Annotated in this window: 12 protein-coding genes; 3 read left to right on the top strand and 9 right to left on the bottom strand. The window is 63.1% G+C overall.

The annotated features are described in order from the left end of the window. Positions 1-52: 52 nt before the first annotated feature. The 4 genes from C4S68_RS17870 to C4S68_RS17855 all read right to left on the bottom strand — a co-directional run bounded on the left by C4S68_RS17870 (position 53) and on the right by C4S68_RS17855 (position 5,034). Complete coding sequence (locus C4S68_RS17870; protein ID WP_103934450.1) at positions 53-979, bottom strand: PfkB family carbohydrate kinase; 927 nt, start codon at positions 977-979, stop codon at positions 53-55. 173 nt (positions 980-1,152) lie between these two features. Continuing rightward, positions 1,153-2,016 carry an S-methyl-5'-thioadenosine phosphorylase gene (gene mtnP / locus C4S68_RS17865; protein ID WP_103934449.1) on the bottom strand — a complete coding sequence of 288 codons (864 nt, stop codon included), beginning with the start codon at positions 2,014-2,016 and terminating at the stop codon, positions 1,153-1,155. Positions 2,017-2,113: 97 nt separating this feature from the next. Next, complete coding sequence (locus tag C4S68_RS17860; RefSeq protein ID WP_103934448.1) at positions 2,114-3,733, bottom strand: UbiD family decarboxylase; 1,620 nt, start codon at positions 3,731-3,733, stop codon at positions 2,114-2,116. A gap of 59 nt (positions 3,734-3,792) precedes the next feature. Then, on the bottom strand, positions 3,793-5,034 hold the full coding sequence (locus C4S68_RS17855; protein ID WP_103934447.1) for an acyltransferase family protein: 1,242 nt from the start codon (positions 5,032-5,034) through the stop codon (positions 3,793-3,795). Positions 5,035-5,323: 289 nt separating this feature from the next. Here C4S68_RS17855 and C4S68_RS17850 point away from each other — a divergent pair, with 289 nt between their 5' ends. Next, positions 5,324-6,049 (top strand): energy transducer TonB, encoded by a 726-nt coding sequence (locus C4S68_RS17850; RefSeq protein WP_160115219.1) that lies wholly within the window; start codon positions 5,324-5,326, stop codon positions 6,047-6,049. 20 nt (positions 6,050-6,069) lie between these two features. Here C4S68_RS17850 and C4S68_RS17845 read toward each other — a convergent pair whose 3' ends face one another. The 3 genes from C4S68_RS17845 to C4S68_RS17835 all read right to left on the bottom strand — a co-directional run bounded on the left by C4S68_RS17845 (position 6,070) and on the right by C4S68_RS17835 (position 10,131). Beyond that, positions 6,070-7,026, bottom strand: coding sequence for a VTT domain-containing protein (locus tag C4S68_RS17845; protein WP_103934445.1), 957 nt, complete (start codon positions 7,024-7,026; stop codon positions 6,070-6,072). 326 nt (positions 7,027-7,352) lie between these two features. Next, positions 7,353-8,591 carry an HlyD family secretion protein gene (locus tag C4S68_RS17840; RefSeq protein WP_146072205.1) on the bottom strand — a complete coding sequence of 413 codons (1,239 nt, stop codon included), beginning with the start codon at positions 8,589-8,591 and terminating at the stop codon, positions 7,353-7,355. Position 8,592: 1 nt separating this feature from the next. Continuing rightward, positions 8,593-10,131, bottom strand: a complete 1,539-nt coding sequence (locus C4S68_RS17835) for a TolC family protein (protein WP_103934444.1) — start codon at positions 10,129-10,131, stop codon at positions 8,593-8,595. A 263-nt stretch (positions 10,132-10,394) separates the two neighbouring features. Between C4S68_RS17835 and C4S68_RS17830 the strand changes: the two genes are divergently transcribed. Further along, a complete protein-coding gene (locus tag C4S68_RS17830) occupies positions 10,395-11,495 on the top strand; it encodes a Gfo/Idh/MocA family oxidoreductase (protein WP_103934520.1) in 1,101 nt (366 codons plus the stop codon). Positions 11,496-11,662: 167 nt separating this feature from the next. Next, the gene (locus tag C4S68_RS17825; protein WP_235011682.1) at positions 11,663-12,121 is read left to right on the top strand and encodes a cytochrome c maturation protein CcmE; all 459 of its coding nucleotides are present in this window, start codon (positions 11,663-11,665) and stop codon (positions 12,119-12,121) included. Between the two features lie 82 nt (positions 12,122-12,203). Here the strand turns inward: C4S68_RS17825 and C4S68_RS17820 are convergent, their stop codons facing one another. Further along, the gene (locus C4S68_RS17820; protein ID WP_103934442.1) at positions 12,204-12,767 is read right to left on the bottom strand and encodes a hypothetical protein; all 564 of its coding nucleotides are present in this window, start codon (positions 12,765-12,767) and stop codon (positions 12,204-12,206) included. Positions 12,768-12,858: 91 nt separating this feature from the next. Further along, a complete protein-coding gene (locus C4S68_RS17815; RefSeq protein WP_103934441.1) occupies positions 12,859-14,301 on the bottom strand; it encodes a M20/M25/M40 family metallo-hydrolase in 1,443 nt (480 codons plus the stop codon). Between the last annotated feature and the right edge of the window lie 33 nt (positions 14,302-14,334).

Below are 14,334 nucleotides of genomic sequence, written 5' to 3'. Positions count from 1 at the left end.
ATCTTCGACTCTTTTGCTAACGCGAAGCGCTAACGGCGAAGCCGCTGCCCTACTACAGGTGCGTCAACTCGATCAGCTTCTGCACCTGCTCATCGATCTCCGCGCGCGTCGTGCGCTGCATCCGCTCCGTGCCGAAGTCCTGCACGTTCAGCGAGCCGCACACGCAGCCATAGAACATCGCCCGGCGGAAGACCTCTTCCGTGAGCTCACCTTGCGAAGCAAGATAGCCATAGAACCCACCCGCAAACGAATCGCCAGCGCCCGTCGGATCGACGACCTCTTCGAGCGGCGTCGCCGGCGCGCGGAACATCTTCCTGCAATCGCGCGTGCGGAAGACCTCCGGCGTGAAGAACGCAGCCGAGCCATGCTCGCCATACTTCACCACCAGCGACTTCGGCCCGAGATCCAGCACGCCCTGTGCGGCCTTGAGACCATTGGCCTCGCCCGTCAGCAGCCGCGACTCCTTGTCGTTGATGATCAGGATGTCGAGCTCACGCAGCACCGGCAGCAGGTTTTCGCGATGCGCGTTGATCCAGTAGTTCATGGTGTCGCCCGCGACCAGTTTCGCGTTCGGCATGGCTTTGCGCACCTGCAGCTGCAGCACAGGATCGATGTTCGCGAGGAACAGATACTCCGAGTCCTTATAACTCTCCGGAATCTTCGGCTCGAAGCTGCCGAACACATTCAGATCCGTAGCCAGCGTGTCGGCCTCGTTGAGGTCGCGCAGGTACTCGCCCTTCCAATGGAAGCTCTTGCCCTCCGCCCGCTCGATGCCCGTCGTGTCGATGCCCCTCGACGTGAGCACAGCCTCATGCTCAGGAAGAAAGTCATCGCCCACCACACCAACCACACGAACCTTGGTGAAGAAGCTCGCAGCCAGCGCAAAGTGCGTCGCCGCACCGCCCAACACACGCTCCCGCTTACCGCTGGGAGTCTCCAGCGAATCGAACGCAACCGAACCTACTACAAGAATGGACATATCTTCCTTTGGAAGCAGCTTCTAGCCATTCGCTTCTGGCTTCTAGCTCGCCTCGCAACATAAAATCTCCGCGACTCGCGCGGTCATCTGCCGATCAATCATTGAGGAGATACTGCCGCCGCACGGCCACAGCAAAGCTAGCAGCGAGAAGCTAGAGGCTAGCAGCTAGCCCGTTACCAGTACTTCCCAAACAGCAGCTCCAGCTTCGCCTTCGTCTCCGCCGGAATCACACTGCGATCCGTCATGATCGCAAACTTCGCCGCCGTTTGCGCCGGGCTCGCACTCAGGTCAGCGGGCATCAGCTTCACCGCCGCCTTCACGACCTTCTGCGCGTTCTCCGAGTTCTGGTGCATCACCGCGATGACCTGGTCAACCGTCACCGCATCGTGGCTCTCATGCCAGCAGTCGTAGTCGGTCACCATCGCCAGTGTCGCGTAGCTGATCTCCGCCTCGCGAGCCAGCTTGGCCTCCTGCAGGTTCGTCATGCCGATAATGTCCGCACCCCACGAGCGATACAGCTTCGACTCCGCCTTCGTGGAGAACTGCGGCCCTTCCATGCAAACGTACGTCCCGCCCAGCTTGCCGACGACACCCACCTCCGCGCACGCATCCGCAAATACCTTGGCAACGATCGGACACACCGGATCGCCAAACGCCACATGGCCCACAACGCCCTCACCAAAGAACGTCGACTCACGCGCAAACGTGCGATCAATGAACTGATCCGGAATCACAAAGTCCGTGGGCTTGTGCTCTTCCTTCAACGATCCCACGGCCGATACCGAAAGAATCGACGTCACGCCCAGCGACTTCATCGCATAGATGTTCGCGCGAAAGTTCAGCTCCGTCGGCAGGATGCGATGCCCCTTGCCATGCCGCGCCAGGAACGCCACCTTGCGGCCCTCCAGCGTGCCCAGCACAAACGTCTCGCTGGGGTCGCCAAACGGCGTGCTGATCTTCTCTTCATGAACGTCCGTCAGCCCGGGCATGTTGTAAAGCCCGCTGCCCCCGATGATGCCAATCTCAGCCTGTGCCAATGCGTGTTCCCTGCGAAAGAAAGTGTGCGCAAAGCGCGCCTCTGTAAGTATATCGCCCGGTGGCCTTGGAAGCCCCCGGAGGTTCATGCCTCAGGACCTAGAACCCCAGCTTCTCGCACAGCCGACTCACCCGAGCCTTCACCTCATCCGGCATCTCCATCATCGAAGGCCATGGCCGCGTGAATCCCTCCGCCGCCCACTTGCGCGTCGCATCAATCCCCATCTTCGACCCGAAGTTCGGCAGCCGTGACGAGTGGTCCAGCGAATCAATCGGCCCCAGCGTGAACTCGATATCTCGCTCCGGATCGATGTTGTTCGTCGTCCGCAGCACCACCTCGCCGAGGTCATGCACATCGCAGTCCTCGTCCAGCACCACGATGATCTTGGTAAACATCGCTCCGCCCAGCGACCAGATCGCGTTCATCACCTTGCGCGCCTGCCCCGCATAACTCTTGCGAATGCTCACGATCATCAGGTTGTGGAACGCGCCCTCCGGCGGAATGTTGATGTCCACGATCTCCGGAATCGTCAACTTCATCAGCGGCAGAAAGATCCGCTCCACCGCCTTGCCCATGTACGTGTCTTCCATCGGCGGCTTGCCCACAATGGTCGCCGCGTAGATCGGGTCCTTGCGATGCGTGATGCACGTGATGTGGAAGACCGGGTACTCGTCCTGCATCGTGTAGAAGCCCGTGTGGTCGCCGAATGGTCCTTCCGTGCGTAGCTCGCCGATATCGACGTAGCCTTCAAGCACGATCTCCGCCGTCGCCGGCACCTCAAGATCCACCGTCTCGCACTTCACCAGCTCCACCGGCTTGCCGCGCAGGAAGCCAGCGATCAGAAACTCCTCCACCTCCGGCGGCGCCGGCACGATCGCCGAAAAGCAAATGCTTGGGTCCGTGCCAATCGCCACGGCAACATCCATCCGCTGCCCGCGAATCTTCGTGGCAACATGCTCAGGGATCGATGAACCCGGGTGCCCCGCATCTCGCTTTTCAGATGTGGGTGAGGCAGCCGACACCGTGCCTCCCGCCGTCAGCGCCATCAGATCCACCGCGCCCGACGCGCTGCCTGCGGCCTTCCGCAACCGCTCGCGCAGATGCTCCGCGCCGTTCTTCTGCCGCTGCCAGTGCATGCCCGTCGTCTTCCCGTCATACACCTGCATCCGGTACATGCCGACGTTGCGCTTGCCGCTGTTGGGGTCCTTCGAGATCACGTTGGGCAGCGTGATAAACGGCCCCCCATCTTCAGGCCACGTCGTCACCACCGGAAACTTCAGTAGGTCGATCTGCTCGCCGCGCAGGATCACCTCCTTGCACGGTGCATCCTTCGCGCTCACGATCTTCGGAAACACGTTGCCGATCTCCGCCAGCTTGGGCAGCATCTTCAGCTTGTCCATCAGGCTCGTCGGGGCCACCGGCTGGATCATCGTCTGGATCCGCGCCGCAATCGCATCCAGCGAGTCGGTCTCCAGCGCCATCTCCATCCGGCCCAGCGAGCCAAACTGGTTCATCAGCGCCCGCGCTCCGGGATAGCCCTTGATGTTCTCGAACAGCAGCGCCGGCCCACCAGCCTTCGCCGTTCCCTTGCCCGACTTCACCGCCCGGTCCGCGATCTCCGCCATCTCCAGGTACGGCGAGACCTCTTCCTTCACACGGACCAGCTCGCCCGCCTTCTCCAGCGCCTTGATCCACTCCCGCAGACTCTCGTATGCCACGTTGTTTCCTCACCCTTGAGCCTAGCGAAGGGCGAAGAGAAATGCACGTGGGCCGGCATCTACATCCTGACGAAGATCTTCTTCCGCCAAAGAATCCAGTTCGGAATGAAGCACACCGCAACAAAGCACACGGCCCACGCTAAGGACGTCCACACCGTGCTTCCATGCGCTGCAAACACCGTCTTGTACAGCCAGCTCAGCAGCGACACGCTCTTGCCGTCCGGCCCCGTGTGGTGGATGTAGATCAGCGCCTTCACCAGCACCACCGAGCTCGTGTACGCCACAATGGCGTTCGATCCAAATACCAGCCACGGCCACGTGATCACCCGCAGCCACGTCGGCCACGGCTGCGAACGGTAGTCGACCAGGAGGCTCATGATGCCCAGCGCGATCATCGCCGCAGCGGCCGTCACCAGCACGAAGCTCGAGGTCCACAGGTTCTTGTTCATGGGGAACGCGTTGTTCCATATTCCACCCGCGAGCACCAGCATCAATCCCCAGCCGAAGAGATACCCCCGCATGCGCAGCCGCGCCGCTTCTCCCTGCTGCCACTCCGGACGCCGGAAGTGCAGGCCGATCAGCGCCCCAATCAGCGTCGTCGCGACAGACGGCAGCGTGCTCAGCAGCCCCTCGGGGTCGCTGGTCTTCCGATAAAGCGCGCCCGCCCCAAAGAAGAGCTTGTGCTGCCAGACAAGCGCCCAACGATCGACGAAGGCCGTGAGGTTGTTCACCTCATCGTTGATCGGAAACCCATGCGTCGGCACACCCACACCCGGGATCGGCACGAAGCGCAGCAGCGCCCAGTAACCGACCAGCAGCACGATGACGATGACCGCAAGCACCTTCGGGTTGCGCGTAAAGACCAGCACCATCCCCGCAATCAACGAGCACAGCGCAATCCGCATGATCACCCCATACAGCCGCATCCCCTGCCAGTGCATGCGCGGGAAGTAGTTCAGCGCCAGCGCCAGGATCACGAGCTTCGCGAACCGCGCCCACACGTGCCCCGTCAGCGATTTCCGGCAGTTACCCCGCGCCACCCGTGCCGTAAACGAGAAGACCATCGACACGCCCACGACGAAGAGAAACGTCGGGAAGACCAGGTCCGTCAGCGTGAGGCCGTTCCACTCCGCGTGATCGAGCTGGATAAAGACGTGCTTCCAGTCGCCCGGATCGTTGACCAGGATCATCAGCGCAATGGTGAGCCCGCGCAGCACGTCGACCGAGAGCACGCGCTGCGGCTTGCTCACAGTCGTCGCCATCGTTGCAGTCGTAGGAGCATTGGAAGCAGTAGAAGCCATGTGCGTTCCATCATCGCGTGAGCAGCCCTATGCCGTCACGGGATTTTGTGCCGCCTCAGACGCCGCCGCAGACCTCGCACCTGACAGCCTGAAGACCTCATACCTCTACAGCCCCGCGATAGAGCCGCAATGAGCTCAGGGCGACGACGCATGAATCGCCCTGCTCACCCTGCATCGCGGAACACTTTGAGCCGATCCGGTGTCTATGCCAGCACACGCATTCCTGCTGGCTCGACTCCTGCCGGATGCGCCAACGATCTTCAGGTCCCAACCTGATTCGAGGTGCATCATGTTCGAGCAGTCCCTGGTCGAGTCCACCGCGATGCTGCGCACCCGCAGCCGCAAACCCGTCTACACCGCCATCGCCGTGCAAGCCTCTCTTGCCGCAGCGCTGCTCAGCATCCCCATCCTTCATCCCGAGGTGCTTCCGCTGCACGCTCCGCAGATGACGCTCACAGCCCCAGCGCTCCCAAAGCCCACCCCACCGCCGCCGCACGTTCGCATGCAGCAGGCCGCACCGAGCGCAGGTCCAACTGCACCGACGGCGGCCCCACAGTCCCGCATCAGCAACTTCATCCGCAACCTCACCAGCTCACCGGTAGACGCGTCTCCGCTGCTACCAACAACCGGCACAGTGATGGCGGCCACCTCTGGCCCCGCGGTGTGGGCTTCGTCTCCGGCGGGATCCAGCGTCAGCGTGCGTCCTGCCCCCGCAGCGCGCTCTGATCGTATCGCGATCTCGGGCGGCGTGATCGCCGGCATGCTTCTCGCGCCCATCGTGCCGGTCTACCCCAGCATCGCCAAGGCGACTCGCACGGAGGGCACAGTCGTCATCGAAGCCGTCATCTCCACCAGCGGACGCATCGAGAGCGCCCACGCCATCAGCGGCCCCGCGATCCTGCAGGCCGCAGCGCTCGAAGCCGTGCGCAGCGCCCGCTACAAGCCGTACCTGCTCAATGGAGCGCCCACGGAGGTACAGACGACCATCACGGTGAACTTCAGGATGGGAAGCTGAGGACGGCCAGCGACGCCGTTCTAGATGACGCCCACGCCATCGACCGGGAAGCCCGCGTCACGCCAGCCCTGCAACCCGCCGCGCAGCGGACGAACCCGGCGCACTCCCATGCGACGGAGATCCATCGCCACCTTGGCGCTGGTCTCCTCGCTGGGGCAGGTGCAGTACAGAATGATGTCACGATCGCGCGGGATCAGCTCATGCCGCTGCCGCAGCTCGTCCGGCCCGATGCGCAGCGCTCCCGGTAGGACCAGAGGCTCGGTCAGCACGTCCAGCGGATGGCGAAGGTCCACGATGAACGGGGGCTCCTGGCCCTCGCGCTCGGCATCGCCGATCATCGCCATCAGCTGGGCAGGCTCAAGCCGCAGGCCGCGAAGTTCGGTGACGAACTGGCGGCGCTTCATGAACCGGTAGACGACCACACCCAGCGCCATCAGCACAACGAGCAGCACACCGAGGTGTCCGAGGGTCGCGAAGAACTCGTGCGAACGCTTGGCGACGTCGCCGAAGAAACGCCCCGCAAACAGCCACACCGAAGCCCAGGCCAGCGTACCGGCCATGTCGTAGATCACGAACTCGCCGAACGGAATGCCCGCCTGCCCGGCGATAGGCGCGGCGACCGTGTTCAGCCCCGGCACCCACTTCGAGAACAACAGCGTGATCGCACCGCGCCGGACCACGGTTCCCTGGGTCTTCTCGACGCAGGTCGCCGCCTCGAGCGAGAACTTGCACAGCAGGTTCAGCACCCTGCCGCCAAAGCGCTTGCCCAGGTAGTACCACGAGATGTCGGCGATCATGCACGCAAATAGAACCAGTGGGAGGGCATACGCCACATGCAGCTTATGAGCGGCGCTCATGGTTCCAACCGCAAGCATCACGGGAGCGCTGGGAACAGGCACACCTCCCTGCTCGACCAGCACCCAGACGAACAGCACCATGTAGGTGTGTCCGACCAGAAGATGGAGCAGAGATGGCATAGCGTTGTAGCCCTTTCGCTGCGGTAGAGGGGAATTTCGCCCTGGACCGCTGAAAACCCGTGGAAGATCCTGTGAGGAATAGATGTTTCGAACGCAGCCAGCGTTGCAGACTGTTCTGCGGACGCGCAGCGCTCGAGTGTATGACAGAGCTTATGACGGTCCGACTGTTAATTGTCGAGAAGAATTGTTAACAGACATCGTAAAGGTTACGTTCCGGACCGGAAACAGACTTCGACCACTCGAGAGCCGCACTCCTGACAATCGCCTGCAAAAGCCGGCGGGAGGCCCGAAGGCCTCCCGCGTGGCGCCGCAATAGCAGCTTGAAGCTACCGGACCTTGACGGTCGGCGTTACACTCATGCCGGGACGCAGGGCGTAGTCCTTGTTTTCGTCCTTCAGGTTGGTGAAGTCGATGCGGACCGGGATACGCTGCACGACCTTCACATAGTTGCCGGTCGCGTTCTCGGGCGGGAAGAGGCTCAGCTTCGAGCCGGTTGCGCCGCCGATCTGCGTAATCGTGCCGGTGAACTTGCGTCCGCCGAGCGCATCGATCGCCAGCTCAACCTTCTGGTCCTTCTGCATGTGATCCAGCTGGGTCTCCTTGAAGTTCGCGGTCACCCACAGATCGGTCAGCGGAACCAGCGTCAGGAGATCCTGGCCTACCGAGAGGTTGTTGCCCACGACGACGTTCTTCTTGCTCACGATGCCGTCCGTCGGGGCCACGATCTTGCAGTAGCTCAGGTTCAGCTGCGCCTGGTCCACCTTCGCCTGCGACTGCTTCACCGAGGCAAGGGCAGCCGCTGCACGAGCCTGCTGCACCTGGTTCTGCTTGGGGCCATTCAAGGCGTTCTGCTGGGCCTGCGAACGCGAGTCCGCCAGCTTCTGCTGCGCCTGGTGCACCATGTCCTGCTGGGCGCGAACATTGCGCTCAGCCTCCTCCAGCGAAGCCTGATCGGCGGTAGCCGTGGCCACGGCAGCGTCGTACTGCTGCTTGGAGATGACATCGTTCTTCACCAGCGGCGTATAGCGGTCAACGTCCAGCTGCGCCTTGAGGGCGTTCGCCTTGGCAGCCTGCACCCGGGCGATCGCGGCCTGCGCCTGAGCTTCAGCCTGCGAAACCGAGGCCTGCGCTCCGCTCACATCCTGGCCGGCCGTCGTGATGTTCGTGCGAACGTTCACGCTGGTGATCGGCACGTTGGCAACGGCCTCCTCGTACTCGGCCTGCGCGTTGACGAGGTTCGCCTGCGCCTGCTCAAGAGCCACCTGGTAGTCGCGCGGGTCGATGTCGGCAATCGGGTCGCCCTTGTGGACGAACTTCTCGTCCTCGACATACACGTTGATCACCTGGCCGGAGACACGCGAGCTCACCTGGTACAGGTTGCCGTCCACCTGGGCGTCGTCCGTGTCTTCAAACTGGCGCGAGTGCATCCAGTAGAAGAATCCACCAACGACGAGCACCAGGACCACCAGGATGAGGATGATCCGGCGGCGGCCGTTGTTCTTCGGCGCTTCCTCGGCTCCGTTGTCTGCCGGCGCGCCCTGCTTGTTCTGATCTTCGTTCGCCACTCTACTTCCCTCCGAGATAAGTCTTCGAATCGCTCGCAGCTACACCCAGCGCACGCGCCAGACCAAGCTTCGCAATATTGTGCTGGTACAGCGCACTGATGTACTGATCGTTGGCCTGTTCTTCCGTAGCCAACGCCTGCGAGACCGGCAGGCTGTCCGCCACACCGGCTTTGAACCTCTGCTGCGCTTCACTCAACGCTTCGTGCGCGAGATCGACGTTGCTCTTTGCCGCTTCCACCAGCTTGGCCGCGGTCTGGATATCCAGAATCGCGTCCCGGACGTCCGCGTTCACCTGCTGCTGCTGGTCCGAGAGCTTCGCCCTGGCCTGGTCCACCTGCGCCCGCGCTACCTGCTCGTCGCCGTGCGTCTTCGCGATCTGCAGAATCGGGGCGGTCACCTCTCCGGTCGCCGTATAGGTGCCGTGCGAATGGCCGGGGGTCTGTCCCAGATCGCCATAGTTCGCAGCGACGTCCACGGAAGGCATCTGCTCGTAGAACGCAGCCTTGCGGCTGGCCTCGGCGCCCTTCAGCGTCTCCGCAGCTGCCGCCAGATCCTTGCGAGCCTTCAGCGCAGCCTGGTAGGCCACATTGGGATCGGGCGTATCGAGCGCCGCGAACGGAACATCGTTGCTCAGCTCGAACTTCTGCTCCATCGGAAGGCCGATGGCGCGGGCCAGGGCGATCTTGTCCTTGTCGAGCTGGTTGGTCGAGGAGATAAGCTGCTGCTCTTCGCTCTGGTAGTCCACCTGCGCGCGCAGCACATCGAGCCGGGGGCTCGTCCCGGCATCGTGATTGGCCGTCGCCTGATCCAGAGAGACCTTCGACTCCGCCATCTCAGCCTTCACAGCCGTAATCCGCGCTGCGTCCGCGATGCACAGCAGGTACGCATTGCCCACGGTCAGGACCACCAGGTCCCGGGCATCCTGTGCGGTCAGCTTCGCTGCTTCAAAGTTGTGCCTGGACGCGATGTAGTTCTCGAAGGCCTGCAGGTTCACCAGGTTCTGCGAGAGATACGCCCGGAAGTCGACCGTCTGGAACGGTCCTACGATCGGGTTGATCCCCGGAAACTTGAGGCCATAGGCAGCCAGGTCCAGCTGCTGCACCTGGATCGCTGCTGCGCCCGTCACAGTCGGCAGAAGCTTCTGCAGGTCCTGCAGGCGGCTGCCGTTCGCGGACATCACGCTGGAGGTTTGCAGGATCAGTCCAAGGTTGTTGCGCAGACCGCGCTGCAGCGCATCGTCCAGCGTCAGCTGAATGACGCCATCGGTCGCCTTGTCGCGAACGATACTGCCGCGATAGCTGGGATCCTGCACGCTCGTCGTCGTTCCCTGGGGGCTCGTCGATGGGCCGGGAGCGCTAAGCTGCTGCGTCGCTCCCACCACGAGTCCGAGGTTCTGATCGGAGCTCGTGATTCCGCCCGCTGGCGGTTGTCCCGCCGATCCCGGGCTGCTCGAGCCGGGACCCTGCGCCGTTGCCGTGAGGCATGCCGCGAGCAGAACGGCCGCCGCCACATGGCGCGCACTCTTGCTGTCTTTGACCATAACCACCATGCTAAATCGTCATCCCGAGAAGCCACCCGCAGGAACCCTGCGAATCCGCCGGGGAACCGGCGAGTCCCGCCGCGAAGCGCGACTATTTTTCTCTGTCTCAAATACAGATGCGGACGAAACCCGCAGGTATGCAAAAGTTCCTCTCAAATTCCACACCTTTGGGGCGTGCCATTGCCCCTGAAACAGTGCAAAGCCTCCGGTGACCTGCATGACAGGTTGCGAGTACCATGTCTGCCATGAGCATTCGCACAGCCATGAGCATCAATACCGCTGTCCTCGGCTACGGCCTCGCCGGGAAGGTCTTCCACTGCCCCTTCGTCAGCGCCGTCCCCGGTCTCGAGCTTTCCGTCATCGTCCAGCGCACCGGCGACACCGCCCGTGAGCGCTATCCGAACGCCCGCATCCTCAAGTCCGCCGAGGAGGCCTTTGCCGACCCGAACATCGACCTTATCGTCGTCGGCCTGCCCAACGATACCCACTACGCGATGGCCAAAGCCGCCCTCGAGGCCGGCAAGCACGTCGTCATCGACAAGCCCTTCGCCTCGTCCAGCGCAGAGGCACGCGAACTGATCGACCTGGCCAAAGCCAAGGGCCTCGTCCTCGCGCCCTTCCACAATCGCCGTTGGGACGCCGACTTCCTCACCCTCCGCAAGATCCTCGACGAAGGCCACCTCGGCCGCATCGTCGAGGTCTTCTCCAGCTACGACCGCTTCCGCCCCATCCAGCGCCCCAATACCTGGAAGGAAGCCGCCAGCCCCACCAGCGGCATCCTCTTCGACCTGGGCCCGCACCTCGTCGACCAGGCGCTCGCCCTCTTCGGAGCCCCTGCGCGCGTCACTGGCTCCGTCCGCGAGGACCGCGACCAGACCGACATCAACGACGCCGTCGACATCACCTTCGAGTACGACTCCACACCCTTCTGGCCCGGTAAACCCGTCCGCTTCATCTGCCACGCCACCATGCTGGCCGCCGACGCCGCACCCCGCTTCCGCGTACACGGCACCCACGGCAGCTGGACCAAGTACGGCCTCGACCCGCAGGAAAACGCCCTGCTGAACCTCGGCGCAGTCCCGCCGCAGGTCGGCTCGTCTGAGCCCTGGCTCCCGGAGCCCGAATCCGCCTGGGGCACCCTCACCCTCGCCACCGAGCGCAAGGAGCCCGTCCAGCTGGAGAAGAAGCCCTACCCCTCCGTCACCGGCGACTATCGCAACTTCTACGTCTCCGTCCGCGACGCCATCGCCGACGGCAAACCCCTCGCCGTGCCCACCGAAGACGGCTACCGCACCGTCCGCCTGCTGGAGCTGGCCCAGCAGTCCACCAAAGAACGCCGCACCCTGTACGTGGATTTCAAGTAAACAAGGTTGTTAGGTGTTGGATGTTCGTTGTTGGGAGCGTGGGCCCTGAGCCTCTCCCAACACCCAACAACGAACGACCAACACCCGGCCCCTTTTCGGGCCGATCACCGCCCCACACCCGTGACACTCGTCACCGCTTCAATTCCGCGCCACGATACACTGATCACGTGCCAAACCTAGCGACAAAGCGACAGTCCCCCGTCAAGTTCCTCATCGCCGCCGCGGTGATCTTCTGCACCGTCGCCTGGCTCGCCGTCTCCGGAGCCCGGGACACCAAGAGCTACTACGTCACCATCTCCGAACTTCAGGCGATGGGCTCGGGCGCCTACTCCAAGAACCTGCGCGTGGCCGGCAACGTCGAGCCCGGCACCATCCAGCGCAACGGACCCAACGCTGAGTTCACCCTCATCGAGCAGGGCAAGACCGTCAAGGTCTCCTATGTAGGCTCCGAGCCGCCGCCCGACACCTTCAAGGACGACGCCCAGGCACTCGCCATCGGCACCTTCGGCCGCGATGGCACCTTCCACGCCACCCAGCTCCAGGCGAAGTGCGCCTCCAAGTACGCCCCAGCCAAACCAGGCGAGGCGCCCACAGGAAACACCGCCCCCATGGGTATGAAGACCTAGCGAGATCGTGATCCTTGTAGCAACGAAGAAGCGGCAGCCAATGGCTGCCGCTTCTTCGTTGCATGCAGTTTCTCTGGGCGCGCTAAAGGGATTTGTCCTGCTCCACCGGCACCACCAACGGCGCCGCGTTCAGCCCGAGCGAATACCCCGGTGTGGTGTTCACCTGGTCGAACGAGAAGGTGTGCAGGTGATACTGGAAGTAAATCGGCCCAAAGAAGAACGTCATAATCGCCCCCAGGGAAAGTCCGACCGGCAACTCCTCCAGTTCGCTGCGCAGGGTAAAGATTGTGCCCAGGTTCAGGATCAGGACCGCGAGGAAGACCAGAACACCGAAGGTCGCAAGCATCGCGCTACTCTCCGTCGGGTCGACGTGCAGCAGCGTAGTCGCAACGCCGATCACCGCACCCGCAAAGATCACGACCGGCCAGACCGCAAGATTCACGATGGACCATACGAAGGCCTTGCTGCTCCCGCGAACCTTGCGCACCCAATTCGCCTGCACCAGAAGCCACACGGCACCGAACAAACCGCGAGTAAGCAGATGCAAAGCCAGAACCCAGCCCCAGTGCAACCGCGGAGGGTTCGGCAAGACGCGCACCAGCGGGGGCGTCGACGGATAGGCGTAGTAAGACGGATAGTTACCCATGGTTGGGCCATTCTCCAAGAGCGCCCCAAAACCTGCAACGAAAATCGAACGCCGTCCGATATTTCTCAGGCAGCTCTTCCGCGCTAGCGTCCTACTCCAACGCCTTCAGATACAGGTAATAGAACTCCACGCTCTCGTAAAACGCCTCCACCCGAATACGCTCATCCCGCCCATGCGCCCGGTCGTCATCGAAGTCGATCCCCAGGCCGCCGACGCCATAGCTCGGCAGCCCCGCCTGCATCGTGTAGATCGAGTCGCTCGCGCCCGCGCTCATCACCGGGATCACCGGAATCCCAGGCCACATCTGCTGCGTCACCGCCCGCAGCGGACCAAAGACATCCTCGCGCGGCGCCGGGGGAGGCAAACTGCTGCGCCCCGGCGCCGTCGCCGAGATCTCGCCACCATCCGACATGTATGCGATCGTCAGCCCGGGATCGCCGAAGAGCTTGATCAGCTCCAGTCGCACATCCTCCTGCGAGTGCCCCGGCAGTATCCTGCAGTTCACATTGGCCCGCGCCAACTGCGGCAGCGCATTCGGGGCATGCCCGCCGCTCAGCATCGTCGCGACACAGGTCGTCCGCAAGAGCGCGCTATCCTGCGGGTCCGACGAAAACGCCGCCAGCGCACGCGCATTCATCGGCTGCGCCAGAACGCCACGAATGTTCGCTGCCCGCGCGGGCGAATCGATCTTCGCCGTCTGAGCCAGCTGCTCCCGCGTCACCGGGTTCAGCTCAATCGGAAACGGCGTCGCTTCGAGCTTCGTGAGCGCATGCATCAGCTCATAGATGGCATTGTCCGGCCGCGGCTGCGAGCTGTGTCCTCCACGATTGATGGCCGTGACGCGGAAATCCGCATACGTTTTCTCCGTGGCCTCGACGTCCATCTCCGTCGCGCGCCCATTGCGCAGCTCCACGCCGCCCGCATCAGGATTCAGCACGAACTCCGCCCGAATCAGCTCAGGCTTGTTCTTCAGTAGCCAATCGACACCATTCGACTTGCCACCCTCTTCATCCGCCGTGAACGCCGCGATGATCGTGCGCTTCGGTGTCCAGCCCTCGCGCTTCAGCCGGATCAGGCTCTCCGCCACGTCCACATCGCCGGACTTCATGTCCTGCGTGCCGCGCCCGTAGAAGAAGCCATCCTTCTCGATCAGCGTGTACGGATCGCTCGTCCAGTCCTCGCGCCGCGCCTCCACCACATCGATGTGTCCAATGATGAGGATGGGCTTCAGCGACGCATCGCTGCCCGCGACGCGCACCACCAGGTTCTGCTTGCGGTCGTTCGGCCCCGCCAGGATCAGGTCGCTCTCTGCAAACCCCGCTGCGACGAAACGCGCCCGCAGCGCCTCGGCCACCGCCGTCACGCTGCCATTGGAGTCCTGCGAGTTGATCCCGATGACCTCCGCCAGCATCGCCCGCGAAAGCTCGCGATCCTGCGCCGGCAACTTCGGCTGCTGCGCCGCCAATTCCCCTGCCGCAACGCTCAACAGACCCGCCACGCAAACCAACGAACGTCCCCACAAAGTCATCGCCATCCCTCTCAAGCGCACACTTTCTTCGATCTACTG

The organism is Bryocella elongata (assembly GCF_900108185.1).
GTDB classification, from domain to species: Bacteria; Acidobacteriota; Terriglobia; order Terriglobales; family Acidobacteriaceae; genus Granulicella; species Granulicella elongata.
Note: the sequence above shows the minus strand (reverse complement) of the source record. Positions and strands in the feature narration are given on the sequence as shown.

Bases quoted from the DNA above. Each gene is read 5' to 3' on its own strand.
- C4S68_RS17870 (WP_103934450.1), bottom strand. From the start codon at position 979: ATGTCCATTCTTGTAGTAGGTTCGGTTGCGTTCGATTCGCTGGAGACT.
- C4S68_RS17855 (WP_103934447.1), bottom strand. From the start codon at position 5,034: ATGGCTTCTACTGCTTCCAATGCTCCTACGACTGCAACGATGGCGACG.
- C4S68_RS17850 (WP_160115219.1), top strand. From the start codon at position 5,324: ATGTTCGAGCAGTCCCTGGTCGAGTCCACCGCGATGCTGCGCACCCGC.
- C4S68_RS17845 (WP_103934445.1), bottom strand. From the start codon at position 7,026: ATGCCATCTCTGCTCCATCTTCTGGTCGGACACACCTACATGGTGCTG.
- C4S68_RS17835 (WP_103934444.1), bottom strand. From the start codon at position 10,131: ATGGTCAAAGACAGCAAGAGTGCGCGCCATGTGGCGGCGGCCGTTCTG.
- C4S68_RS17830 (WP_103934520.1), top strand. From the start codon at position 10,395: ATGAGCATCAATACCGCTGTCCTCGGCTACGGCCTCGCCGGGAAGGTC.
- C4S68_RS17820 (WP_103934442.1), bottom strand. From the start codon at position 12,767: ATGGGTAACTATCCGTCTTACTACGCCTATCCGTCGACGCCCCCGCTG.
- C4S68_RS17815 (WP_103934441.1), bottom strand. From the start codon at position 14,301: ATGGCGATGACTTTGTGGGGACGTTCGTTGGTTTGCGTGGCGGGTCTG.